Genomic DNA, 22,060 nt, shown 5'->3' with positions numbered 1-22,060 from the left:
GTTCGCGCTCAGTATGCAACCCATAGGCGAGATCCGCGCTGGGAGCTACCGTGGGGGAATGGAGATGACAGACAGCTCGAGACATGTTCATGAGCATCACGGCGACCACGATGCTCATGCCGGTCATGGTGGCCATGCCCAGCAGTTCCAGCGCCTCTTCTGGATCATGTTTGTCCTGGCAGTGCCTGTGGTGGCGGCGAACGGAATGTTTGCGGACCTGATCGGCTACACACTGCCTGATATGACCTGGATCAAATGGGTTTCGCCGATCCTGGGTACGGTCATGTACTTCTGGGGTGGCTGGCCTTTCCTGAGTGGGGCCATCGACGAAATCAAGTCACGCAAGCCAGGGATGATGCTCTTGATTGGGCTGGCAATCACCGTGGCATTCCTTGCCTCCTGGGGGGCCAGCCTGCACCTGCTCGACCACCAACTCGACTTCTGGTGGGAGTTAGCCTTACTGATCGTCATCATGTTGCTGGGGCACTGGATTGAGATGCGCTCCCTCGCCCAGACAAGTTCCGCCCTCGACAGCCTTGCCGCGCTCTTGCCAGATGAGGCTGAACGAGTCGAGGGTGATGACGTTGTCCCCGTTGCTCCCGCTGACTTGGAAGTAGGCGACGTTGTGGTGGTTCGCCCCGGCGCCTCAGTCCCCGCCGACGGCAAGATAGTTGACGGTTCCGCCTCAATGGATGAGTCAATGATCACCGGAGAATCGAGAACGGTGCGCCGCGAGAGCGGTGACAGTGTTGTCGCTGGGACAATCGCGACCGATTCAGGTCTGCGCGTTGAGATCACCAAGATTGGTGACGACACCGCACTGGCTGGGATCCAAAAGCTGGTTTCCGAAGCACAAAACTCCTCCTCAAGAGCCCAACGCATTGCAGACCGGGCAGCCGGGTGGCTGTTTTGGTTCGCACTGGGTGCGGCCGTCGTTACCGCTGTGGTATGGGCGCTACTCGGCTCCCCGGATGACGCCGTCGTACGGGCAATCACCGTCCTCGTCATTGCCTGCCCTCATGCCCTTGGCCTTGCCATCCCGCTGGTTGTCGCCATCGCCACCGAACGCGCGGCTAGTGCCGGGGTGCTTGTCAAGGATCGCCTCGCCCTCGAATCAATGCGCAAGGTAGACACAGTCCTTTTCGACAAGACAGGCACCCTGACCAAGGGTGAACCCACAGTTACCGCCATTGTCACTGTGAACGGAATGGATGAGGACGAGGTACTCGCACTTGCCGCAGCTGCCGAAGCTGATAGTGAGCACCCGCTGGCCCGCGCAATAACAGGGGCCGCACAGGACCTGTCGGTTCCCAGTGCCGCTGACTTCGCGTCCTCCCCTGCAGTTGGGGTCAAGGCAACGGTTGACGGTAAGACTATCGAGGTGGGCGGACCGAAACTGCTGGACGAACGCGGCCTCGACCAACTTGAGATCGCCGAGGAATGGGGTGATGAGGGCGCCATCATCCTCCACGTAGTCTCCGACGGCAAGGCCATTGGCGCGCTGCGTCTCGAGGACGAACCACGCCCAGAGTCCCGTGACGCCGTGGAAGCACTGCATACCCTTGGCCTAGAGGTCGTCCTCATCACCGGGGATGCCCAGGCAGTTGCCGATACCGTAGCCGAAGAGCTCGGCATAGACCGCGTGTTCGCCGGCGTCCGACCCGAAGATAAGGCTGCCAAAGTCAAGGAGTTGCAAGACGAAGGGCGCATGGTGGCAATGGTTGGTGACGGCGTCAACGACGCACCGGCGCTCGCCCAGGCGGATGTCGGTATTGCGATCGGCGCTGGAACAGAAGTGGCCATTGGCACCGCTGGCGTCATCCTCGCCAGCTCAGATCCACGCTCTGTCCTCTCCGTCATCGACCTGTCAAACGCCACCTATTCCAAGATGAAACAGAACCTCTGGTGGGCCGGGGGATACAACCTGATCTCCGTGCCACTTGCCGCCGGAGTCCTGGCGCCAATCGGCTTTGTGTTGCCCATGAGTATTGGCGCGCTACTAATGTCGGCCTCAACGGTGGTTGTTGCCCTCAACGCCCAGCTTCTGCGTCGTGTCGATCTGAGCCCTGAGTCTTCAACTAAGAAGGCGTTGAAGTCCGCTTAGTTGTTCCGAGGGCGTCCTCGACGGCCTCGCCGAGGAGGTCGACGCGTTCGAACGTACCAAGTCCCCGGGTCACGTATGCCATGGAGTAGTTGCGTGAGGGGACGAACCAACCTCCACTGCCGCCGATGCCACCCATTCCGAACTCTCCGTCGTCAACGCGCAGTCCAAGCGACCACGAGGCCGGTGAGTCAAGGAAGTGGTCGTGACCAGTGGCCTGCGCCGTGAGGAACTCCCGGTACATTTCAGGGCCGAGGTAGCGGGCCACCGCCCCGTCAGTCCGCCCCAGATCATCGTAGAAACGCGCCAGTGAGGCGGCGTTTGTATAGAGCCCAATGGCCGGGAAGGAACAGGCCCGCCACTTCGCAGTGTTTGTGAAGGCGGGGTCGAGGACGCCAACCGGGTTGGAGAGGGCAGCACTTCCGAGGTCGCGTTCCAAATACTCGGCAGTGAACCCGTCGTCAATGATCGTTAAATCTGCGATTCGGCCCTGGTCACCGGGATTGAGCCCGAAGTGCAGGTCGATGCCCAGTTCTGCTGCCAACGCCTCGGTTGCGGTGGCGACATCGTCGGCTCCCACCGCTGCAAGGGCGCCGTCGATGAGGTGACCGTAGGTTGCAGCATGCTCTGCAATGACCGCGCCCGGTTGCCAGCGTGGTTCCTGGTCGATGAGATCCTGGATGAGTGCAGACTTGTCGGTGGGATCTACCTGGAGAGCATACTCAGAAAAGGTCGGTAGACCAGCGGTGTGGCTCAGTATGTGCCGCAATGTGGTGGATTCTTTGCCGCGCGTTGCAAACGTCGGCCACCATCGCTCCACCGGCGTATCCAAATCGAGCAAACCATCACGAACCGCCTTGAGGGCAGCCAGTGCAGCGATCGGCTTGCCAGTCGAATAGGTCATGGCAAGTGTGTCCGGCTGCCAGGGCCGACCTAGGCCAGCGTATCCACCGTGAACCTCAAGCAGGGGGACGCCATCGCGCCACACGCTCAGACTGGCTCCGACCTCATCACCGTCGTTCAGCAGTTGGGTGAAGACGTCGAGGACGCCCTCGAATCCCGGTTCGAGGATTGGCGCGTTGGAGTTCATAAACCAAAGGCTACCGTGTCAAGCATGGCGGAGCCCCTGCGGGACTCACAGCCGTCTAAGATGCAGGTACCGGGAAAGGGCGGTGAGATGCGTAAAGATCAGGAACCGAATCTCGCTGACGTCGCGGCGCTTGCGGGTGTCTCTCCCACGACTGTCTCTCGGGTCCTCAACAATCGCGGCTACCTGAGCCAGCAGACCAAAGACAAGGTTGCGGACGCAATCAAGGAACTGAACTACCGGCCGAATGAGGTCGCTCGGGCACTGCTGGGGAGCAAGACAAATATCGTTGGCATCATCGTCCCAACTGTCGCACACCCATTTTTTGGAGAGTTGGCGGCCGCCCTCGAACACCATTTGGCCGAACGTGGCTACCGTGCCCTGCTCTGCAACAGTATGGGTAGAAGTGACCGCGAGCGCGGCTATCTGCGCCAGCTTGAGGGACGGCGCGTTGACGGACTGATCACCGGGGCTCACAATGCCTTGATTCCCGAGTATGAGACAACGCGCCTCCCGATCGTCATGGTTGACCGCAACCTTGCCGGACACATCCCTAACGTGCGGGCAGACAATCGTCAGGGAGGCAGGCTCGCAACCGAACTCCTAATTGCCAGGGGGTGTTCGAGGCCGTTGCTGGTGACATCCTCACTTGGCCCCAGCAACCTGCGTGAGGCAGGCTACCGCGAGGCGGTGGCGGCCGCAGGCATAGAGCCGCTCGCCGTTTCCGTAAAGTTCGGCACACCGGAGCCAGAGTATTCCACCATGTTGCACGCCGGTCTTGAGGATCTGCAGGGCAGTTTTGACGGGGTCTTCGCCACTGATGACCTCACCGCCTGCAATGTGGCGAACTGGGCGCGTTCGCGGGGGCTGCGGGTCCCGGAGGACCTGAAGATTATCGGCTTCGACGGCACCAGCGCTGTGCGAACCGCGGCTGCCTGGCTCTCAACCGTTGTTCAACCGATTGATGCCATGGCGCAGAAGGCGGTGGAACTTCTTGTCGCTCAGATCGATGCCGAGGGCGGAACTCGCGACGATGAGGAGCCCAGCGTCTTTGAACTTCCCGTATCCGTCGTAGAGAGTGCATCAACCAGTCTTGCTTCGAGCGTTGCTACTCCTGAGGTGCCGCCCTCTATCTGGTCAATCTGACCACGGGCCGCAGATCCGGGGCAGCCACGAATGCGTCGAACGGGAACATGGGCCGATCGATTTTGGCGTGTCCCAGCCGCTCTAGGTCTTGGTCCACGCCACCGGGAGTGAGCGCCATCATCCAGCCTCGTTGCGCATCATAGAGGTCCGGTTCAAGGTAGCCGATCTTCACAACCACCACGTCCTCATCACGCGGATCAAGCCTCAATGCAAGGTACTGGTCTAGTTCCGCATACTGGTTGCGCTTCGAGGTAACAATGAGGTCGAGGCCGCCCGTGGTGATCACGGCGGTGAGGCCGCCGCGCGGATCGTCGAAGATCGTCCGCACGTTACCTGTGACCTCCACCGGTCCCGGATCCCGCGAATCGATGTTGCCGCCAACCGGAGTGCTAACTGTGTTTCCCACACCGGCTACCGCGCAAGCCGTGACAGCGTCAGGGTCAAGGATGGAAGCGAGAGTGACACTCAGCGTCCCCTCCATAACCGGAGGCCACTTCAGCAGCTCCGCGAGGGCGACGGTAACATCATCCGCACCACCAGCACCCGGATTGTCGCCAGAGTCTGAAATAAAGTAGGGGCGCGGACCAGTGAGCGCGGCCTCGAGGCACTCCTGCACGGTCCCAACGGGCGCCACAAACTCGAACTGCTCCCGAGCATCCCAGAATGCCTGTGCGAGGGCGCTTGCCTGTGCCGCCACGTCCTCGGAATCGTCGCCCGTCACGACCACCGCGCCCTTACAGCGGGGCTGGTCGGCCCAAGCAAAGCCGATCCAGATCGCCACATCAAGGATGCCGGGGCGGGCCTCGATCGGCGGGATCATTGCATAGAGGCCCTTGGCGGGTTCAATGCGGGTTGAGGTTTTCTCTCCGGGCAGCAGAACAGGGACATGCACCAGGGCCTTCGCGGGTTTGCCACTGCCAGAGATGATGCGCTCTACCAGGTTGCGCGCTGCTCGCTCGCGTGACTCCAGGGCGTCCTCGTGCGGTGCCATGCGGTAGCAGGTCAGCAGGTCACAGCCCTCAAAGAGATCCATGGAGACGTTGCCGTGCAGGTCCATTGAGGCTGAGACTATCGGCTCCTCTCCAACCGCGTCGCGGATTGCTTGGATCAAGTCACCTTCTGCGTCGTCCATCCCTTCCACGCTCATTGCGCCGTGGATGTCGAAAAAGATGCCGTCAAGGGGAGCCAAGCCCGCAAGGCCCGCCGCAATCTCAGTTTTCCAGGATTCGTACGCTGTCCGTTCGACCACACCACCCGGCAGGGCCCGCGCGTGCAGGACAGGCAGCCACTCAACTTGGCGGGCCCAGGACTGATCCATCCATGCGTAGCGCGCAAGCAGCTTCCTCCCACGAGTGACTTGGAAGTCGGCTTCTGTGGAGACGTAGGGCGTGAAGGTGGAAGATTCGATGTGGATGCCGCAGATGGCGATACGTGGTTTAGTCACCGGTCAAGGTTACCGTCACAAAGCTTTCGGCCCGGCCTGCAGGGGATCTGTGCAGGCCGGGCCGAAGGATTCTTAACTAGGCCTCGTCCTCAAGGACTAGAAGTTGTTGGCCGAAGTCAACAGGGCCGACTACCGCGCCCTCGACGTCAGCAAATTTCTTGTGGTTGGTGACCAGGACCGGGGTGATCGGGGAGTATCCGGCGGCTTCGATCGCGTCGCGGTCAAAAGAAACCAAGGGGTCTCCGGCTTTGACCTGAGCGCCGCGCTCCACGTGGACTGTGAAACCTTCGCCCTTCATGTTGACGGTGTCGATACCGATGTGGACCAGCAGTTCGGCGCCGTTGTCGAGCTTCAGGCCGACTGCGTGTCCGGTTGGGAATGTCATGACAACCTTGCCGGAACTCGGGGCTCTGACGATTCCTTCGATTGGGTAGATCCCAATGCCCTTGCCAACTGCGCCGCTGGCGAAGCCGGGATCCGGCACCTGATCCAGTGGCATTGCGATGCCGTGAAGAGGGGAGGCGACAGTTCCGACGGCCTCAACCTCAGTGCGCTCGAGGACCGCAGTTGCAACTGCTGCTGCATCTGTGGCGTCGTAACCAACCGGCATATCGTTACCTTGAATGAGAGCACTAACCGCCGCGGCCTCGTCGATCTTGTCGAAGTCTTCTGCTGCTTCTTGGACGCCCTCGACCAGGTCGGCCTTGCCTCGGGTCTTGCCCCAGAACATCGCCAACCCAAATGCCAGACCGATGGAAACTGCCTGGGCGACGAAGAAGAGCGGGATGTCTTTTGGCACCATGGCGACGAAGCCGAGGATACCGGCAGAACCCAGCGACATCGAGCGCAGGTCGAAGAGGCTTACCAGGGCGGAACCAAAGGCGGAACCGATCATGCCGCAGAAGAAGGCCCAGCGGATTCGAAGGTTGACACCGAAGATGGCTGGCTCGGTGATCCCGAAGAAGGCCGAGGCCGAGGCCGCGCCTGCCAGACCCTTGATCTTCTGATTCTTCACCAGGAGGAAGATCGCTAGTGCAGCGGCTGCCTGAGCGGAGTTGGCCATGGAGGCAATCGGCAGAACGAACGAGCCGCCCGTTGAAGCAACATCAGCGATGAGCGGCAACTCGATGGCAGGGAAGGACTGGTGCAGACCGGTGATAACGATCGGGGAGTAAACCAACCCGAAGACGAAGCCGCCAACTGGACCGCCGTTTGTGTACAACCACAGGAGACCCTCGGTAAGACCGTTAGCAACGATGCGCATGAACGGACCAACAATGACGAAGGCAAGGAACCCGGTGACGATCATTGTAACCAGCGGGGTAACCAGGAAGTCGGTGGTGCCCTTGAGACGCTTGTGCAACCACTTCTCAATGGTTGCCAGCAGCCAGGCAACAGCAATCATTGGGATGACTTGCCCCTGGTAGCCGACCTTGGTGACGGTGAGCCCGAACAGTTGCCAGGCCTCCATGCCTCCAGCAGCGGCCACATCGACCTGGGCGTAGGCGTTGATCAGTTCGGAAGAAACCATGGCGGCGCCCATCGCGGCGCCGAGGTAGGGGTTGCCACCAAAACGTTTGACGGCCGAGAAGCCGATCAGTACGGGCAGGGAGGCGAACGCCGCGGAGGCAACCAGCTGGATCAGCGCCGCATAGTCGGTGAGCCAAGGCCACAGCTCAATCAGCGATTGGGGTCCAAACAGACCCTGAGCGGTCATGATGTTGTTGAGGGACATCATGAGGCCGCCGGCTACCAGCGCGGGAAGCATCGGCACGAAAATGTCGGCGATAGTCTTGATGAAACGTGAGAAGACGTTCTGCTTCTCAGCAGCTACGCCCTTTGCTTCATCTTTGGAGACTTCCCGGACACCTTTGTCAGCGAGGTTCTTGTAAACGATATTGACATCGCCGGGGCCGATGATGATCTGAAACATACCCCCGGCGGCAAAGGTGCCCTTGATGTCGGGGTCGTTATCCAGTGTCTTCTGATCGATCTTGTCGTTGTCGACAAGGACAAGCCGGAGGCGTGTGGCGCAGTGCGCTGCCGCCGAAATATTCTCTGGGCCGCCGACGGCGTCTAACACCGTCGCAGCGACTCGACTATGGTCCATATGCTGTTCCTCCCTGAACTGCCCGGGGTCTGTCCCCAGCACCAGTGTGTCAATCGTATGACAGAGATGTCAATCGATTGACAGAATGACCTGCGTCACATCTACAGTATGGTCGCTTGTGCGCGGACAAGTGTGGTTTTGCCGCCGATTTGGACGCGGAACCCATCGGGGTCTAGATAGCTGCGCATCGTGAAGGCTGTGTGGCCGTCGCCCACGAATATTTCCGTGACAGACCGGTCGTGAACGACCTTGACTTTGCGGGTCCCCGCCGCGGGGATCGTGATTTCACGCCTATCTCCGTGCGGGTAGTGCGTGGAGGAGCGGTCGACCATCATCGTGTCGTCGGCAAACGCAATGCGAACGTGAGCGCCGTCTGGCTTTCCCAATATGATGTGCCAAGCGTCGTCGCCCGCAACCTCTAGGTCGAGGACGAAACTGCGCTGGTCAGCCAACTCTGCAAAGTCGACCTCCTCACCCTTGACCGCCGTGCCCGACGCAAGCTGTACGCGCGTATCGGGCTCCACGAAACGCTCAAGGCGCGGGGACTGGTAGATTCGCCCATCCCGAAGCGTCAGGTCCCGCGCGGTGGTCAGCATGTGGACCCAGCCATAGTCGCGCAGCGAGGGCTGGTTGTCTTCGGAGGCGTTCCCGACCCACCCCACCAGGAGGGGAGTTGTCGCGTCCTCGTCCGGTCCGAAGGTGAAGACCTGCGGTGCATAGAACTCGAACCCGCTATCCAGCTCAATGAAGTCTGAGGTCGGCGTAAAGTGGCGCCCCTCAAGATGTCCGACCACATACCCGCAGGCAAAGATGTTGCGGAACTGGTGGTCTTCGGCATCGATTCCCTGAGGCGAAAACAGCAGGACGTCAAACTTTTCGCCGGTTGCTTCGTCCGCCAACTGCAGGACGTTGGGGCATTCCCACATATAGCCGAAGTGCTCGTAGCCTTCCCCTTCAACTTCGAGTTCCCCCGACAGCTCCCAGTTCTCTAGGTCGTCGGAGGTGTAAACCAGAATTGCCCCGCTGAGATCTTCCCTCTGTGCGCCCAGGTACATCACGTAGCCATCGCCGGCTGGCACGACGAAGGGGTCGCGGATATGGGCTGTGTATCCGGGGGGAGGTCCTGAGATGAGCGGGTTTGCCGCAAGTTTCTCAAAAGTCTTGAAATCGCGAGTGGTGACTGCACACTGGTATGCCTCCCGAACGCCCTCGTCCGTCTTGACGTTGCCCGTGTAGTGCAGCCACGTGACGTCACCGCGTTGAATAGCTCCGCCGGAGTAGACCCCGCTTCGGTCGAACCAGTCCGTGGGCGTGATGGCCGGGTCGTGTTGAGTCCAGTTGACCAGGTCCGAGGACGTTGCGTGGCCCCAGGCAATCAACTTGCCGGTGGGGAAAAATGGGCCGAACTGGTAGAAGACGTGGTAGACGCCATTGTCGACGATGAGGCCGTTGGGGTCGTTGAGGCGTCCCACCGGGGGAGCCACGTGGAACCGTGGATAGTTGGGGTCGGATGCGGCGTTGGAGTCCGCAATTGCGCGCTTGGTTTGAGCCATAAAGTCTGTGTAGGAGATCACAAGCCACAGTGTGTCAAAGGTTTAGCAGAGAGTCAAGGGGTACTGACACTCCCTGTCACAAGCCCCGGAGCACCGTTACCCTTTTGCTAGGAGGAACCCACTTTGGCACAACAAACCAATGACCTCGACTATGTAGGCGACATCGCAAGGCGACTTGCCCGATCGATGGGCCGTGTCCTTAGCGGTCAATCGGGTCCAATAGAAGCGGCCATCACCACACTGTTTGCAGGTGGACACCTGTTGATCGAGGATGTTCCCGGCGTCGGCAAGACGACGCTGGCCGCCGCGTTGGCAAAGTCCCTGGATGCCGGAATGCGGCGCGTCCAGTTCACCTCCGATATGCTCCCCACCGACGTGACGGGTCTTTCCATTTACGATCCCGGTGACCAGCGGTTCCATTTCCACCCCGGACCGGTGTTTACAAACGTGGTCATCGCGGATGAAATCAACCGTGCCACCCCCAAGACGCAGTCAGCACTTCTTGAGGCGATGGGTGAGGGGTCAGTGACAGTCGACGGTCAGACATATCGCCTACCAGCCCCGTTCACCGTTGCCGCTACGCAGAATCCCCAAGATATGGAGGGAACGTTCGCCCTTCCCGAGGCGCAGAGGGATCGCTTCATGACCCGTGTTTCCCTGGGGTACCCCGATGTACGTTCGGAGATTGCCATGCTGGCAGACCGCGGCGGTCGCGATCCGCTCGACGGCGTCACAGCTGTTGCCACCGTCGATGACGTGGTTGCCGCGCAGCACGCCGTCGCGCGGGTCGCCCTGTCTGATGAGGCAGCCCGCTACCTAGTGCAGATTGTTGGGGGGACGAGGTCGCATTCCGGACTCGTCCTCGGCGGCAGTCCGCGCGCAAGCCTGCACCTAGCGAAGATGGCTCGGGCACGGGCCGCAATCCGCGGACGCGCATTCGTTGCCCCCGACGACATCGCCGTTCTGGCGGGAAGCGTACTCACGCACCGCCTAACAGTTGCGGGTCGTTTCGGGTCCGTGAGTGAGGCCCACAATGCAGCGTCGGCGATTGTGGCCGAGGTCGTGGCAGGGACACCCACGCGATGAGGGCCCCGCTCAACCTCACAGCGCGCGGTTGGGCGTTTCTGATGAGCGCGGCCGCTCTTGGTTGCGGCGCCCATTTTGTGCAGCTGCGTGACACCTGGTATCTGGTGGCATTCCTGGCAGCACTCGTCTTTGTCGGGTTGGGATCAGCCGTGGCACTGCCACTAGTTGCCCGCCCTCGTCTGCACCTGTCAGTTTCGAGTCGTCTTCCCACAGTTGATGAGGACATAGCAGTTGGCATTCACCTGCGTGTGGCGGTTGGTGGGGTGGTCACTGTGACGGCGCATCTCGTAGGCAGCGCCGAGTCCATACCTATCAAGACCCGCCGCGGCAAATCGACAACCGCCACCGTGCGCTGGGTGCCGAGAAACCGCGGCCCAGTCCGCATGGTGGTATCTTCCCTAGAGTTCAGGGAACCACTTGGCATCGCCGTGCGCAGACTGCGCGTTCGTGAGTCAGAGGAACTGTTGGTGCTGCCGGCGGAGTTAGGTGGACTGAAGGAGGTGGCGTGGGGCAGTGGCTCCGAGGACAACCAGGCTAATTTGAATGGTATGGGCGTCCCCGGAGGTGCGGTGCGCGACTACCAGGCAGGTGACCCGCAGCGGCAGGTCCACTGGAAACAGAGTGCACGGCAGGGGTCTCTGCTGGTGAACCTACATGAGGACGATGCCGTTCAGACTGAGAATCTGCACCTTGTCACTGACGCAGCCGCATACGCAAGTAGCGAAGATTTTGAAACTGCCGTGCGGGCCGCCGCGACCATTGGCTGCGAGTGGCTGCGGTGCGGGGTACAGGTGAGACTGACGGTCGGTAGTTCAACTCCCCAATTGTTCACGGAAGAAGAATCCCTCCTCGTGGCGCTCGCCCTCGTACAACCGAGTGGGGACGCCACCCCATCTCTCGACAGGGGGGTCGTTGTGACCGGGGTCCACCCGCCGGACTCTCTTGCCTCACGACCGGGCGGTACTGTCGTCGCTGTTGGCCATGTGACGGTGCCGGCGGGGTGGGAGCTTGTGGTGGTTGAAGGCGGCGCCAGTGACTGAAGCAGAACCTCGGAACGGTACTTCTGCCCTGGTTGTGCTGGCTTCCACCGCGGTGCTTACGGCCCTGTGGTACCTAGTGTTGACGTCCATGACGGCGCTGATGGAGCCTGGGCCATGGTTGCATAGTGCTTTCGCCGTGGCCGCCACGACCACCATTGTTACGGGTCTCCTCAAAACGCTTTCCTGGTACACGGCGGCTGCCCTCGGCGGAGCCATGGCGGGGCTCGGAGTGGTGGTGTACCGCGCAGGCACATGGCTCACCGACCCGGCGTCCCTGTTCGCGATGGCGCGCGTCGACATCATCGAGGGCGTGGCTCCCATGGTGGCCTCGCAGCCACTTGAGGCCCTGCTCCTAGTGTTTACGTTCCTCGCCTCGGTGATTGTGGCTCTGATCTTTGTGGGAGCGCCAGCAATCGCAGGGATTGCAACATCACTTCTTCTTCTGGTGCCGTACGCCGTGACAGGAGTGTCGGTGGGCGGGGAAACCCTGCTGCTGGCGGGTCTCGCCCTCGTGGTGTTGGTGTGGCTCGGGGCGTCGCGACTCAATCTGGCGGGCCTGGTTGGCGCAGCGGCAGCCTTAGGGATCGCCGCCGCAGTGGTAGCCGTTGCACCGATTCCGCGTGACCGCGTCTGGAACGAGTCGCTGATGCTGGGCCCCGTGAGCGGTTCGGGTGTCGACGTCACGATCGCCCTCGCCGAGGATCTGCGGCAACCCAGTCCCACCGTGGCATTCACCTACACAAACACCGCCGGTGGCCCGACGCGCTTCAAGCTGGCGACTCTTGCCGAGTTTTCCTCGACCGGGAGGTGGTATCCCCAAGAGGAGGCGGCCGAAGGCGACCTCGACGTAGAGACGCGCCGGAGCGCGGTGGAGCAGCCGCCCTCGCCCGTCCCAGAGCAACTACAGGCGGTAGTTGAAGTGGAGATCGTGGGGTTAGTGAGCTCCTGGCTGCCCCTGCCTGACTCGTCTTCTCAGCAAGTTACCGGTGGTGGGGGTGGGTTTAACCCGCAGGAGTGGATTTGGCGCGAAGAGTCGAACACCGCGCATTCGGACGTGGCAGTCACCCGCGGTGGCAACCGCTACATGGCGCTAGCGGAACCCGTACAACCGACCGGCGAGGTCGCGCAGGGCGGAGCTGAGCAGTACCTGGAATTGCCCGAGGACGTTCCCCAGGCGATTCGAGCCGCGGCGCAGGAAGTAACGCAGGGAAGTGAAGACCCCCTCCAGGCTGCCTCCGCTCTTGAGGGCTGGTTCCGTTCCGGCGACTTCACCTATGACGAATCAGCCCCTTACTCGCCAGGAACTGACAACCCGTTCTCGGTGATGGAGGCTTTTCTTGAGACCAGGAGTGGCTTCTGCGTCCATTTTGCCTCCACATTTGCAGTTATGGCCCGCAGTGTTGGGATTCCAACGCGGGTTGCAGTCGGATACGTCAGCGGGTCTGAACCCGGTTCGCAGACCTCGGTGCGTAACAACGAGTTGCACGCGTGGCCGGAGATCTACCAGGACGGCTTCGGCTGGGTCGCTTTTGAGCCAACTCCAGGTGGCGCCGGGGTGCGCGCTGAAACGGGCGACGACGTGCCCGTAGAACCTGAGGTCGAAGAAGAAGCACCGGAGACTCCAGACGCGGCCAATCCTCAGCGGGAAGAGATCCCGGAGGAGGACGTCACCGCCGACGATGCGGCCAACCCAGTGGAGAGTTCCGAGGGTGTCGTTGAGGGAGAGAGCCTGGCGGGACTGGTGTGGCTTCTAGTCGCCCTCATTGCCCTGGTAGTACTCACTCCAGCAACAACTCGCTGGATCAAGAGAGTTCATCGGTTGCGGGGTGTGTCCGCCCAAATGGCTTGGGCAGAGTTCGAGGACACGGCGATTGACTTGGGTCTCATGGGCGCACTCCGAGCCCAGACCACCGATGCCCTGGTGGAGGACCTGGGTGAGAGGGGCATTTTGAGCGCCGGGAGCGCGCAGTACCTAGCCGATGCAGCCAATGCTGAACGCTACGGAACGCCTGCGTCCCCTATCCCTAGCTCAGCACTGCAATCCGCCCTCGACGCCTGCGTTGCGGAACTACGCGCCCATGCGTCGCGCTCACAACGCTTCCTTGCGGTTGTTTGGCCGAGGTCGCTGTGGGACAGGCCTACCCCAACTCGCCGATCTTGAAGCCTGCCAGTTCACGCTGTGCTTCGGCGTTGCTGCCGTGCTGGCGCTGGAATGCTGCGGTGGCGTCGGTGCCGCACAGCGCTTCGATTTCTCGAGATCCGCCGGGGTGTTCTGAAATCCACTCGGTGAGGTCGTAAACGGATCCGTCGACGGAGGCCCAGCACGAAGTGGCGTCTGAGTTCTGCGCAACCTGCGCTGCGGTGAACGTTCCCGTCGTGTCGGAGGCTGACTGCGGGTCAGATGAAGACTCGGAACCCGCTGGCGCGTCCTCGACGGTTGCTTGCTCGTCCTCGACGGCTGTGCTCTCTGATTGCGAAGTCGTGCCGCCCCACGCTGCTTCCGCCCCGCTGTGTCCGGTCAGCACGGTGAAGATCAGGGTTGCCACAACTAGGACCACGGTGACGATTGAGGACGCCCAGACGATGCGGGACTCCTGCTCATTGTCGCGCTCTTGATGTTGCAGAAGCCACCAGACGATCGCGGAGACACTGAGCGCAGCGGCTGTCCACACCAGAATCGTTCCCAGGGTTGCGTGGCGGGCAGGTAGGCCAATGGTTTCTGCGAAGGCATTTCCGGTCAGGACTGCTGCGACAGCACCAAGGGTGCCGACGACCAATCCCGCCACGGCCAGCCACGCGTAGTGGGGGCGCCACTTGCGAACGAAGATCAGTAGCACAAGGGCAAGGGCAGACAGTGGAATCAGAACAACGGGCGCGTGAACGACCAGGGGGTGTAGTGGCAATCCGCCCATGATTTATGTGCCTTTCCGACGTGGTTGAATGATTTGAAGCTACGCGGAACCCGTTGGCACGTCAACAGATTCTCACCGCTGGCGCCCCTCTGGGCGGACACCGCAAAATCCAGGTAAAGGTCAGGCACGCCGTGATTCGAGTAGCGTGGGGGCATGGAGCTGAAAGCCGAAGTTGGAGATTTCCTGCGTTCCCGCCGAAGTGGTTGAATAAATCCTGTTGCACTGACCCCTAGAACCCGCCGACTTTGTGGCGGCAAACTCCCTTGGACGTGCTCTCTATGCACCTCTGCTTGGTGACCCTGACAACAAATAGAACACTGCACGGTTCACTTTCCTCAACCCTGCATCCAGAGGCTTCTTCCCAGACTGGGAAGAGAACGCCGATGCAATAGCCGCCACGCTTCGAAACTATTTGGGGCAGAACCCCGACGATGAGGTGCTGGCAGCCCTCATAGAGGAGCTCGTTGAACGCAGTGAAGACTTCAGGGTCCGCTGGGATCAACACGATGTGAGGCACCACCGAGCGGGCCTGAAATGGGTGAATCATCCAGAAGTAGGGGAGATGGAGTTCTCTTACCAGGTCATGAACCTCCCCGCTAACCCAGAGGTCGAGGCAGCTGTTGGCATGCACCGCTGATGGGTGGACTAGCAGTTCCTGGGCCGGACCCATAAAGCGTTCAGAGCATAATCCGCATCCAGACGTGAACTCCGTACTTGTCATTGGCGCTTCCGGCAGCATCGGACGACTTGTGGTTGATGAGCTGGTTCAACGAGGGGCAGCCGTTAGGGTCATGGTCCGCGCGGGATCCAGTGCTGGATTCCCTCAAAGCACCGACGTCACTGATCCCACCGCGGTAAAGGACGTTCTCGACCCAGACACTCCGCCGCTTACTGACGAACCTGCACGGGTTTTAGCTGGTGCGTCGGCAAGCCTAGAGCCAACGCTATGCGGTCCTTTGTGGGGGCATCAATCGGCGAACGATCCTTTGAACCGGGTCTGACAGGAGCATGACGAATAGCGAGTAGTAGCCAACGACAGGGAAAACCACTGCTAACACAAGTGCGACTGTAAAAAGAAAGACCAGAGAGATGTCAATCGCGGCACCATTAGTGACTTCCTGGTCCCCGCCGGTACGCAGGTGCGGATGATTGCGGACGTAGAGCCGCACTGCCAGTGACATGAGAGAAGTCAGGATCAGACTTCCGATGTAGAGGACTCTCGCGAGAATGTCGTCATCTGCCATTCGCCCCGCAATCGCGGTTGCGATCGGGAGCCAAACTATGGTCAGTACCCAGCCTGCGAGCAGCCACAGGAGTGGTTCGGTGACCCGTTCTACAACCGAGAACAACCTCAGGTTGATCATCCAAAACATCATGATCAACACGAAACTGATCAGAAAGCTGGTGATTTGCCCACGCTGGCCCACGAGCCATGTGAGCGTGTCGTCGCCGCTGCGTGCTGCGTCTCCCAAACTGTCCATGAGCGGCAGGATCAGCAAGGTAAGTGCGATGGCGACTACCGCATCAATGAATGCTTTGGGACGCTCGACGCCATAGCCTATCTTGGCTTCGGCGATCGATTCTGGTGTCATGTCCAGAGTCTACTGCCGTCGACTTTCCCCGGGTTGGACACCGGGTGGTCATCCTTCACGGACCGCATGGGCTGGTGGACAATTGGCTGTGTGTACTGTGCCCGCGCGATAGACCGGAGGAATCCATGCAGCGGATCGTTCCCAACCTGTGGTTCACGGCAAATGCTGAAGAAGCGGTTGGCTTCTACGGGCGGGCTTTCCCTGACTTCAAGGTCCTTGCGACCGAACACTATCCAACCGAGGGGCTCCTAGACTTCCAGGTTCCTTTCGCAGGCGAGATTCTAACGATTGAGTTTGAGATTGCCGGTTTTCGTTTCATCGCTATCAACGCCGGCGAGGAGTTCCGCCCCAACCCAACAGTGTCATTTTTCGTGCGCTTTGAACCCGGCGAGGCACACCAGCTGCGCAACTTGCACGCCAACTTGGTCGAGGGCGGTAAGGAACTTATGCCACTCGACAGCTACCCATTCAGTCCGCAGTATGCGTGGGTTGAAGACAAGTACGGGGTGTCGTGGCAGTTGATCACGTCGGACCAGGATCGTCCTCGGATCATGCCCAACATACTCTTCTGCGGGCCCCAGCAGGGGCATGCTGACGAAGCGGTCAACTTCTATACCTCACTGTTCCGCGGCAAGCGGGCACTGACTGAGCCCTACCCGGATGACGCCGGCAGCCTGGCGGGTCAGCTCATGTACGCGGAGTTCGTCTTGTTGTATCAGTGGTTCATTGCCATGGATGGAAACGACCCGCAGTGGTCATTCTCGCCGGGGGTCTCACTGATGGTGGAGTGCGTGGATCAGGCTGAGATTGACTATTACTGGGATGGTCTGAGCAAGGTCCCTGAAGCCGAGGCTTGCGGGTGGTGTGTAGATCAGTTCGGGTTGAGTTGGCAGATCGTGCCCGAGCGGATTGATGACATGATGGCTGCTGCTGGCGCGTACCAGCGTCTCTTGGAGATGAAGAAGATTGACATCAATGAGCTTCTGGGGCGGTGACTTGGTCGCGGATTAATCGTTCGGTCTCCTCGCGATAGGCTGGTTCGGGAGGAATGTTGTCGATCATTGCTATTGCCGTAGCTGTCCTAGTGGGTTGTTTTGCTCAGGCTGTCGCTGGTACGGGCCTGGGACTCATTGCTGGCGGCATCTTGGTTTCTGTGCTTGGCCGGGAGCCATCAATCATGCTGCTGACGTTGATCTCTGTACCCATGATGTTGGCGGTGGGGTGGCAGAACCGCGCGGGAATCCACTGGTCGAGAGCGCTCATTATGGGTGGGACGGCACTGGTGTTGTCTCCTCCACTGGCAATAGGCTTGCGCGCATTGGATCAATCGGTCTTGATGGTGGTGTGCGGAGTTCTCATTTTGGTGTCCGTTGCATTGCTCTACTTCGGCTTCTCATCGACGAAGCTGGTCGGGAAGAGGGGAGCTGTGCTTGCGGGCTCACTGACTTCTTTGTTGAACATGCTCTCTGGCACCGGCGGGCCTCCGGCGGCGATCTATGCGGTCAATTCGGGGTGGGATGCCACGGCGACGCGGGGGACGCTACAGGTTGTCTTCTTCATGGTGGGTGTCGGCACGGTCGCGTCGCTGGGTGTCTCGCACTGGGAGCCGGAAGTGGTGATTGCGGCGGCTGGAGCGGCGCTGGTGGGCACGGTGGCGGGCATGCTATCAGCGAAGCATGTTCCGGCGGAGTACGCGCGCCTGGCTATCTTGGCGCTCGCGACGCTCGGCGGGTTCACGGTCCTGGGCTCGGGGATAGGACAGCTCGCGGCCTGACGAGCCGGCGCCGCTGGTGGAATGCGAGGCGGTGCGGCTGGAGGATTAGGACGCTGCGCTGAAGTTTGCGAGCCCCCCAGCCTCCCGTTCGCACAAATCAGCAGTGCACGCCCGCCGGTGTGGCGGCGTTTTGTTAGGCGGCGTGGTCCCACAGTGTTGGTGGCGCCCCATTTTGGCTGCCTGGTGGCGCGCCTTGTTGGCCTGGCTCCCTACTGTGTCTATTTGGTGGCGGGCTGGTTTGGTTTGGTGGCGGACCTGTTTCGTCGGGGGCTGCGCCGTGTGGGCAGCTGTGTGGATTTCGGACAGCGGTTTGATGGGTTTTCTTATGCTGCCAGTGTTGACTGTTGGTAACTGTAGTGGACGTCGTTGGGGTATTGATAATTGAGTGCGGAGTGGCGTCGTCGGCTGTTGTAGAAGCCTTCAATGTAGGCGATGATATCGCGTCTGGCTTGCTTCTTGGTGGCGTAAATCGTGCGGTAGACACGTTCGTTCTTTAGGGCTGAGAAGAACGATTCCGCCAATGAATTGTCCCAGCACACCCCGGTCCTACCCATCGAGGAACGCATCCCTAAGCGGTTGACCAGAGTCCGGTAAGCAGCGGAGGTATAAACGCTTCCTCTATCAGAGTGGAAGATCGCGTCTGGTTCGATCCAGGTGGTGGCTGCAGCGTTCTTTAACGCGTCTTCAACTAGTTCGGTACGCATGTGATCAGCGATGGACCAGCCCACGACTTTCTTGGAATAGCAATCAATCACGGTAGCCAGGTAGATGAAGCCTTGCCAGGTATGAATGTAGGTAATGTCGCCAACGAACTTCACGCCCGGACACTGCGCGGTGAAGTCCCGTTTCACTAGGTCTGGCATCTTGGCTGCAGCGTCTTCATCGGCTTGCGTGGTGATTCGAAATGGGCGTGGCTGACACGGTATCAATGCCTCTTGTCGCATGATCTGGCGCACCAACTCCGGGGAACACTCGATACCCTCACAGGCCAGATCGGCATGGATACGCCGATACCCATAGGTGCCATCCGACTTCTCGAAGAAAGAACGGATCCATACCGCTAGGTCCGCTCGGCGGGCTGCGGTTGCCGACTGCGGGCGCGACAACCAGTTATAAAACCCCGACGTTGACACCTCCAACCACAAGCACATCTTTACTACCGGGTTCGTGTTCGACGCATCATTTCTTTGGGAGTCGATGTATTCATATTTGCTCACTACCGCTGCTCCCTGGCGAAGTAAGCGCTGGCTTTTTTTAGGAATGCCGTCTCAGCCCGCAACTCCTGATTCTCACGCTCGAGCTCCTTCAAACGAGCCCGCTCCGACAAGGTGAGCTCTTCGTTACTACCGCCGTGTTCCTCACGATATTTGATCAGCCACCTGCGCAAAGTCTCAGCGCCAACCCCATAGGCCTCAGCGACATCCCTAATCGGCCTCGAGGTAGAAATCACCTCCTGACACAACTCGTCCTTGAACTCCTGGCTAAATCGCCTTCGTGATGCAGTCATCCTACGGATCTCTCTTTCAGTAAGGCCCCCAGTCTAAGAGGGCCCACTATCCGAAATCCCTAGGCCGCCCAGTGTCTATCTGGTGGCGCGCTGGTTTGGTCTGGTGGCGCGCTGGTTTGGGGTGGGAGGACGCGTGTGGTTGGTTGCCATTTTTGGGTGGGGTCTTTCCAGTGGGGTGGTTTGATTTGGGGGAGCCCGTTTTTCATTTGGATGTTCCAGGGGCCGTGTTCGATGTGGCGGTGGTGTCCGTGGCAGAGGAGGACGCCGTTGTCGGTGTGGGTTTTACCGCCTTGGGCGTGGGGGGTGACGTGGTGGACTTCGCACCATTGGGCGGGGGTGTCGCAGCCGGGGATGATGCAGCCGCCGTCGCGGGCGAGGATGACGCGTTTTTGGTGGTTGGTGAAGACTCTTTGGGTGTTGCCTAGTTCGGTGATTTTGCCTTGGGGGTCGGTGGCGTAGAACTGGATGGCTCCGGTGCAGGCGGCGTGTTCGATGGCGAGGTTGGAGATGGTGAGGGGGCCTTGGTTGGTGTGGATGAGGCCGGGGCGCCGGTTTTGTAGGGCTTGGCGACTGGTTTGCATCATGACTACGGTGCCTGATCCTCCCAGGAGGGGGGTGCCGGGTTGACCGGTTTTGATGAGGTTGGTGGTGTGGGTGGCGGCTGTGGAGGCAACAGTGATGATGGAGGCGAAAGCGTCGTGGCGTTTTTGTGCGGGGCTGCGCTGATCCCAAACCCCACCAGCATTGTCACTACTGTTGCTGGCCTGGTCGCCACTGTTGCTGGAGTGGGTGCGGGCCGGGCCGCTGCTGCTGTTGTGGGCCTGGTCGCCACTGCTATGGGCGTTGTCGCTGCTGTTGGCCTGGTTGGTGGGGTCCCAGTGGTGGCGTGTTCTGGGGGAGGTGATGGTGTTGAGCATGGTTTCTAGGTGGGCGGCGATTTCTGGGGTGAGGTTGGCGCGTAGGGGGATGAGTCCGTGTGCTTCTTGGCCGATGGTGAGGAAACGTTTACTGGTGGTGTGGTAGTCGGCTTCAACTATTTGGCGGGGGTCCCAGAGGTCGGCTGCTTGGCTGCAGGCGCGACGTATTTCATCTAGGTGAGCGCCACTAAAACCCACACTGGCAGGACCCAAACCGATGCCGGTGCCAGTGCCAGTGCCAGTGCCAGTGCCGGCGCCAGTGCCGGTGTCAGTGTCAGTGCCGGTGGTTGTAGGGGTGTTTCTGGTAGGGAGATTGTTGTTGTGGAGGTGTTGGGCAACATCGTGGTAGTTGCGGTTGTCACCTGGTAGGCCGAGGGCGGTTCCAACTAGTTGACCTTCCATGTCCCAGGTGTGGGTGCCACCGCGTTTGTCATGTTGGGTCAGAGTGTCAACAATGCGGAGGGCGCCTGCTTCACTAAGCCCCCCAGTTTCAAGGGCGGAGGCTACTAACTCAAATGTTGCGCCACGCACCGGAACACCGCCACTGCCAACCTCAGGGCCACTGCCACTGCCAGCAGCGTTGCTAGCGAGGTCATTGCAGCTGCCAGGGTCAGTGGAGGGGTGGGTTTGCGGCAGGGTTGCTTCGGCGAGGCGGAGGCGGGCGCGGGCCTCGGTAATACTGCAACCGGTTAGGTCCCGTACCAGTGCAGCGCCCCCGGTGAATCCGGCCATGGCCCCACCATGGAGGGCCCCACTCTTCAAACGTTGATCTAGAACTCCCGCACACCCGGTACCAATGGCTTGCAAGCGCTTGACCAACACGGCAGTAATCTGGGCTAACTCCAAAACCTGCGAGTTGGGCGCCCCCATGATGTCAGTGATCGCCGGTAAACCGGCTCCCACCGCGGCCAAATCAGTAATGACCCCAACCAAACCCGCCGGAACGTCCGCTGCAGGTCCGGCTGAGAAGCTGGCCGCCGGGATCGCCCTGCCCTCAACGATGCCCTCTATAGGACTGGTCAAGATCATCACCCCCCGTAGAAGTCGCACCGAACAAGTAGAACACCTGTTCGATAAACCAACCCTACGAGGACCCTCCGACATCAACCCCCCAAAACCACCACCCCCACACCAAACAGTGACCCACCTCACAAAAACGGGGGCGTGGGGGAGTCACGGAATCAGCGGAACAAAACTGTAAAAGCCGTGATTACTGGAGGTTATCCGACCTTCAGGATCCTTGCGGACGGCCACCATCACGGATGCGACGGGAACAACCAACACGCCTCCAGGCCCCAACTGGTCGACCAGTTCCCGTGGCAGGTCCCGCGCCATCGCAGAGACCAGAATGCGATCAAACGGGCCCTGATCCGGAAGGCCGAGGACGCCCTCGACGGATTGGTGCACTTCAACCTGAGGCCACGGTGCGAGCGCTTCTCGGGAACGCTCGACCAGCTGCGGGATTCTCTCCACCGCATAAACCTCTCCCGATTCCCCGACCAGTTCAGCCAGCAGGGCGCTTGTCCAACCCGATCCGGCACCGACATCGAGGACGCGCGCACCGCGGGCCACATCCAGCAGTTCAAGCATGTTAAACACGGTAGTTGGTTGAGAGTTGGTGACGCCGTAGCCAATGGGTAGGGGAACATCGGCATCGGCATGGGCACGCTGACCAGCAGGAAGAAATAGTTCGCGAGGCGCCCCAACTAGTGCGAAAGCGAGTGCATCGTCCACCATCCCTCCATTCTGCAGCGCTGGGAATTACCCCGACTCTACCGCTGGGAGTTGGAC

General features: G+C 60.5%; 17 protein-coding genes and 1 pseudogene. 9 read left to right on the top strand and 9 right to left on the bottom strand.

Annotation, left to right across the window (positions count from 1 at the left end):
- Positions 1–64 precede the first annotated feature (64 nt).
- Positions 65–2,104, top strand: coding sequence for a copper-translocating P-type ATPase (locus tag H2O65_RS06465; protein ID WP_220458720.1), 2,040 nt, complete (start codon positions 65–67; stop codon positions 2,102–2,104).
- Here H2O65_RS06465 and H2O65_RS06460 read toward each other — a convergent pair.
- A complete protein-coding gene (locus tag H2O65_RS06460; protein WP_182140948.1) occupies positions 2,079–3,191 on the bottom strand; it encodes a serine hydrolase domain-containing protein in 1,113 nt (370 codons plus the stop codon). The genes H2O65_RS06465 and H2O65_RS06460 overlap by 26 nt on opposite strands.
- A gap of 87 nt (positions 3,192–3,278) precedes the next feature.
- Here H2O65_RS06460 and H2O65_RS06455 point away from each other — a divergent pair, with 87 nt between their 5' ends.
- On the top strand, positions 3,279–4,334 hold the full coding sequence (locus H2O65_RS06455) for a LacI family DNA-binding transcriptional regulator (RefSeq protein ID WP_182140947.1): 1,056 nt from the start codon (positions 3,279–3,281) through the stop codon (positions 4,332–4,334).
- Here H2O65_RS06455 and H2O65_RS06450 read toward each other — a convergent pair.
- From H2O65_RS06450 to H2O65_RS06440, 3 genes are all read right to left on the bottom strand, one after another.
- On the bottom strand, positions 4,318–5,778 hold the full coding sequence (locus H2O65_RS06450; protein WP_182140946.1) for a M81 family metallopeptidase: 1,461 nt from the start codon (positions 5,776–5,778) through the stop codon (positions 4,318–4,320). The genes H2O65_RS06455 and H2O65_RS06450 overlap by 17 nt on opposite strands.
- Before the next feature lie 76 nt (positions 5,779–5,854).
- Complete coding sequence (locus H2O65_RS06445) at positions 5,855–7,888, bottom strand: sucrose-specific PTS transporter subunit IIBC (protein ID WP_182140945.1); 2,034 nt, start codon at positions 7,886–7,888, stop codon at positions 5,855–5,857.
- A 101-nt stretch (positions 7,889–7,989) separates the two neighbouring features.
- On the bottom strand, positions 7,990–9,441 hold the full coding sequence (locus H2O65_RS06440; RefSeq protein WP_182140944.1) for a glycoside hydrolase family 32 protein: 1,452 nt from the start codon (positions 9,439–9,441) through the stop codon (positions 7,990–7,992).
- 123 nt (positions 9,442–9,564) lie between these two features.
- Between H2O65_RS06440 and H2O65_RS06435 the strand changes: the two genes are divergently transcribed.
- From H2O65_RS06435 to H2O65_RS06425, 3 genes are read left to right on the top strand one after another with little or no spacing between them, the layout of a single operon-like run.
- Positions 9,565–10,527, top strand: coding sequence for a MoxR family ATPase (locus H2O65_RS06435; RefSeq protein WP_259349470.1), 963 nt, complete (start codon positions 9,565–9,567; stop codon positions 10,525–10,527).
- A gap of 41 nt (positions 10,528–10,568) precedes the next feature.
- A complete protein-coding gene (locus tag H2O65_RS06430) occupies positions 10,569–11,567 on the top strand; it encodes a DUF58 domain-containing protein (RefSeq protein ID WP_182140943.1) in 999 nt (332 codons plus the stop codon).
- The gene (locus H2O65_RS06425) at positions 11,560–13,728 is read left to right on the top strand and encodes a transglutaminase domain-containing protein (protein WP_182140942.1); all 2,169 of its coding nucleotides are present in this window, start codon (positions 11,560–11,562) and stop codon (positions 13,726–13,728) included. The genes H2O65_RS06430 and H2O65_RS06425 overlap by 8 nt, the downstream gene beginning before the upstream one ends.
- On the opposite strand, the gene H2O65_RS06420 is transcribed toward H2O65_RS06425, so the two are convergent.
- Positions 13,706–14,479: a cytochrome b5-like heme/steroid binding domain-containing protein gene (locus tag H2O65_RS06420; protein ID WP_182140941.1), complete on the bottom strand. Its 774-nt coding sequence runs from the start codon at positions 14,477–14,479 to the stop codon at positions 13,706–13,708. The two genes, H2O65_RS06425 and H2O65_RS06420, sit on opposite strands and share 23 nt — an antisense overlap.
- Before the next feature lie 325 nt (positions 14,480–14,804).
- Here H2O65_RS06420 and H2O65_RS06415 point away from each other — a divergent pair.
- Both H2O65_RS06415 and H2O65_RS10685 read left to right on the top strand, forming a co-directional pair.
- Positions 14,805–15,116, top strand: a pseudogene (locus tag H2O65_RS06415) (transcriptional regulator); the annotation flags it as partial.
- A 64-nt stretch (positions 15,117–15,180) separates the two neighbouring features.
- Positions 15,181–15,480, top strand: coding sequence for an NAD-dependent epimerase/dehydratase family protein (locus tag H2O65_RS10685; RefSeq protein WP_182140940.1), 300 nt, complete (start codon positions 15,181–15,183; stop codon positions 15,478–15,480).
- On the opposite strand, the gene H2O65_RS06405 is transcribed toward H2O65_RS10685, so the two are convergent.
- A complete protein-coding gene (locus tag H2O65_RS06405; RefSeq protein ID WP_182140939.1) occupies positions 15,424–16,071 on the bottom strand; it encodes a TMEM175 family protein in 648 nt (215 codons plus the stop codon). The two genes, H2O65_RS10685 and H2O65_RS06405, sit on opposite strands and share 57 nt — an antisense overlap.
- 125 nt (positions 16,072–16,196) lie before the next feature.
- Here H2O65_RS06405 and H2O65_RS06400 point away from each other — a divergent pair, with 125 nt between their 5' ends.
- Positions 16,197–17,066: a VOC family protein gene (locus tag H2O65_RS06400; RefSeq protein WP_182140938.1), complete on the top strand. Its 870-nt coding sequence runs from the start codon at positions 16,197–16,199 to the stop codon at positions 17,064–17,066.
- Between the two features lie 53 nt (positions 17,067–17,119).
- The gene (locus H2O65_RS06395; protein ID WP_182140937.1) at positions 17,120–17,845 is read left to right on the top strand and encodes a sulfite exporter TauE/SafE family protein; all 726 of its coding nucleotides are present in this window, start codon (positions 17,120–17,122) and stop codon (positions 17,843–17,845) included.
- 323 nt (positions 17,846–18,168) lie between these two features.
- Here the strand turns inward: H2O65_RS06395 and H2O65_RS06390 are convergent.
- From H2O65_RS06390 to H2O65_RS06380, 3 genes are all read right to left on the bottom strand, one after another.
- Positions 18,169–19,352, bottom strand: a protein-coding gene (locus tag H2O65_RS06390; protein WP_182140936.1) for an IS3 family transposase whose coding sequence is annotated in 2 segments (ribosomal slippage) — positions 18,169–19,091 and positions 19,091–19,352 — 1,185 coding nt in all. Because the reading frame shifts where the segments join, the coding sequence is not laid out codon by codon here.
- 59 nt (positions 19,353–19,411) lie between these two features.
- Positions 19,412–21,292 carry an HNH endonuclease signature motif containing protein gene (locus H2O65_RS06385; RefSeq protein ID WP_182140935.1) on the bottom strand — a complete coding sequence of 627 codons (1,881 nt, stop codon included), beginning with the start codon at positions 21,290–21,292 and terminating at the stop codon, positions 19,412–19,414.
- Between the two features lie 150 nt (positions 21,293–21,442).
- Positions 21,443–22,021 carry a protein-L-isoaspartate O-methyltransferase gene (locus tag H2O65_RS06380; RefSeq protein ID WP_310649249.1) on the bottom strand — a complete coding sequence of 193 codons (579 nt, stop codon included), beginning with the start codon at positions 22,019–22,021 and terminating at the stop codon, positions 21,443–21,445.
- Between the last annotated feature and the right edge of the window lie 39 nt (positions 22,022–22,060).

Origin of the sequence: Schaalia sp. JY-X169 (assembly GCF_014069575.1) — a bacterium.
GTDB lineage: Bacteria > Actinomycetota > Actinomycetes > Actinomycetales > Actinomycetaceae > Scrofimicrobium.
Note: the sequence above shows the minus strand (reverse complement) of the source record. Positions and strands in the feature narration are given on the sequence as shown.

Excerpts from the sequence above, each read along its gene's own strand:
- H2O65_RS06405 (WP_182140939.1), bottom strand. The coding sequence starts at position 16,071 with ATGACACCAGAATCGATCGCCGAAGCCAAGATAGGCTATGGCGTCGAG.
- H2O65_RS06430 (WP_182140943.1), top strand. The coding sequence starts at position 10,569 with ATGAGCGCGGCCGCTCTTGGTTGCGGCGCCCATTTTGTGCAGCTGCGT.
- H2O65_RS06465 (WP_220458720.1), top strand. The coding sequence starts at position 65 with ATGACAGACAGCTCGAGACATGTTCATGAGCATCACGGCGACCACGAT.
- H2O65_RS06400 (WP_182140938.1), top strand. The coding sequence starts at position 16,197 with ATGCAGCGGATCGTTCCCAACCTGTGGTTCACGGCAAATGCTGAAGAA.
- H2O65_RS06455 (WP_182140947.1), top strand. The coding sequence starts at position 3,279 with ATGCGTAAAGATCAGGAACCGAATCTCGCTGACGTCGCGGCGCTTGCG.
- H2O65_RS06445 (WP_182140945.1), bottom strand. The coding sequence starts at position 7,888 with ATGGACCATAGTCGAGTCGCTGCGACGGTGTTAGACGCCGTCGGCGGC.
- H2O65_RS06395 (WP_182140937.1), top strand. The coding sequence starts at position 17,120 with ATGTTGTCGATCATTGCTATTGCCGTAGCTGTCCTAGTGGGTTGTTTT.
- H2O65_RS06460 (WP_182140948.1), bottom strand. The coding sequence starts at position 3,191 with ATGAACTCCAACGCGCCAATCCTCGAACCGGGATTCGAGGGCGTCCTC.
- H2O65_RS06420 (WP_182140941.1), bottom strand. The coding sequence starts at position 14,479 with ATGGGCGGATTGCCACTACACCCCCTGGTCGTTCACGCGCCCGTTGTT.
- H2O65_RS06440 (WP_182140944.1), bottom strand. The coding sequence starts at position 9,441 with ATGGCTCAAACCAAGCGCGCAATTGCGGACTCCAACGCCGCATCCGAC.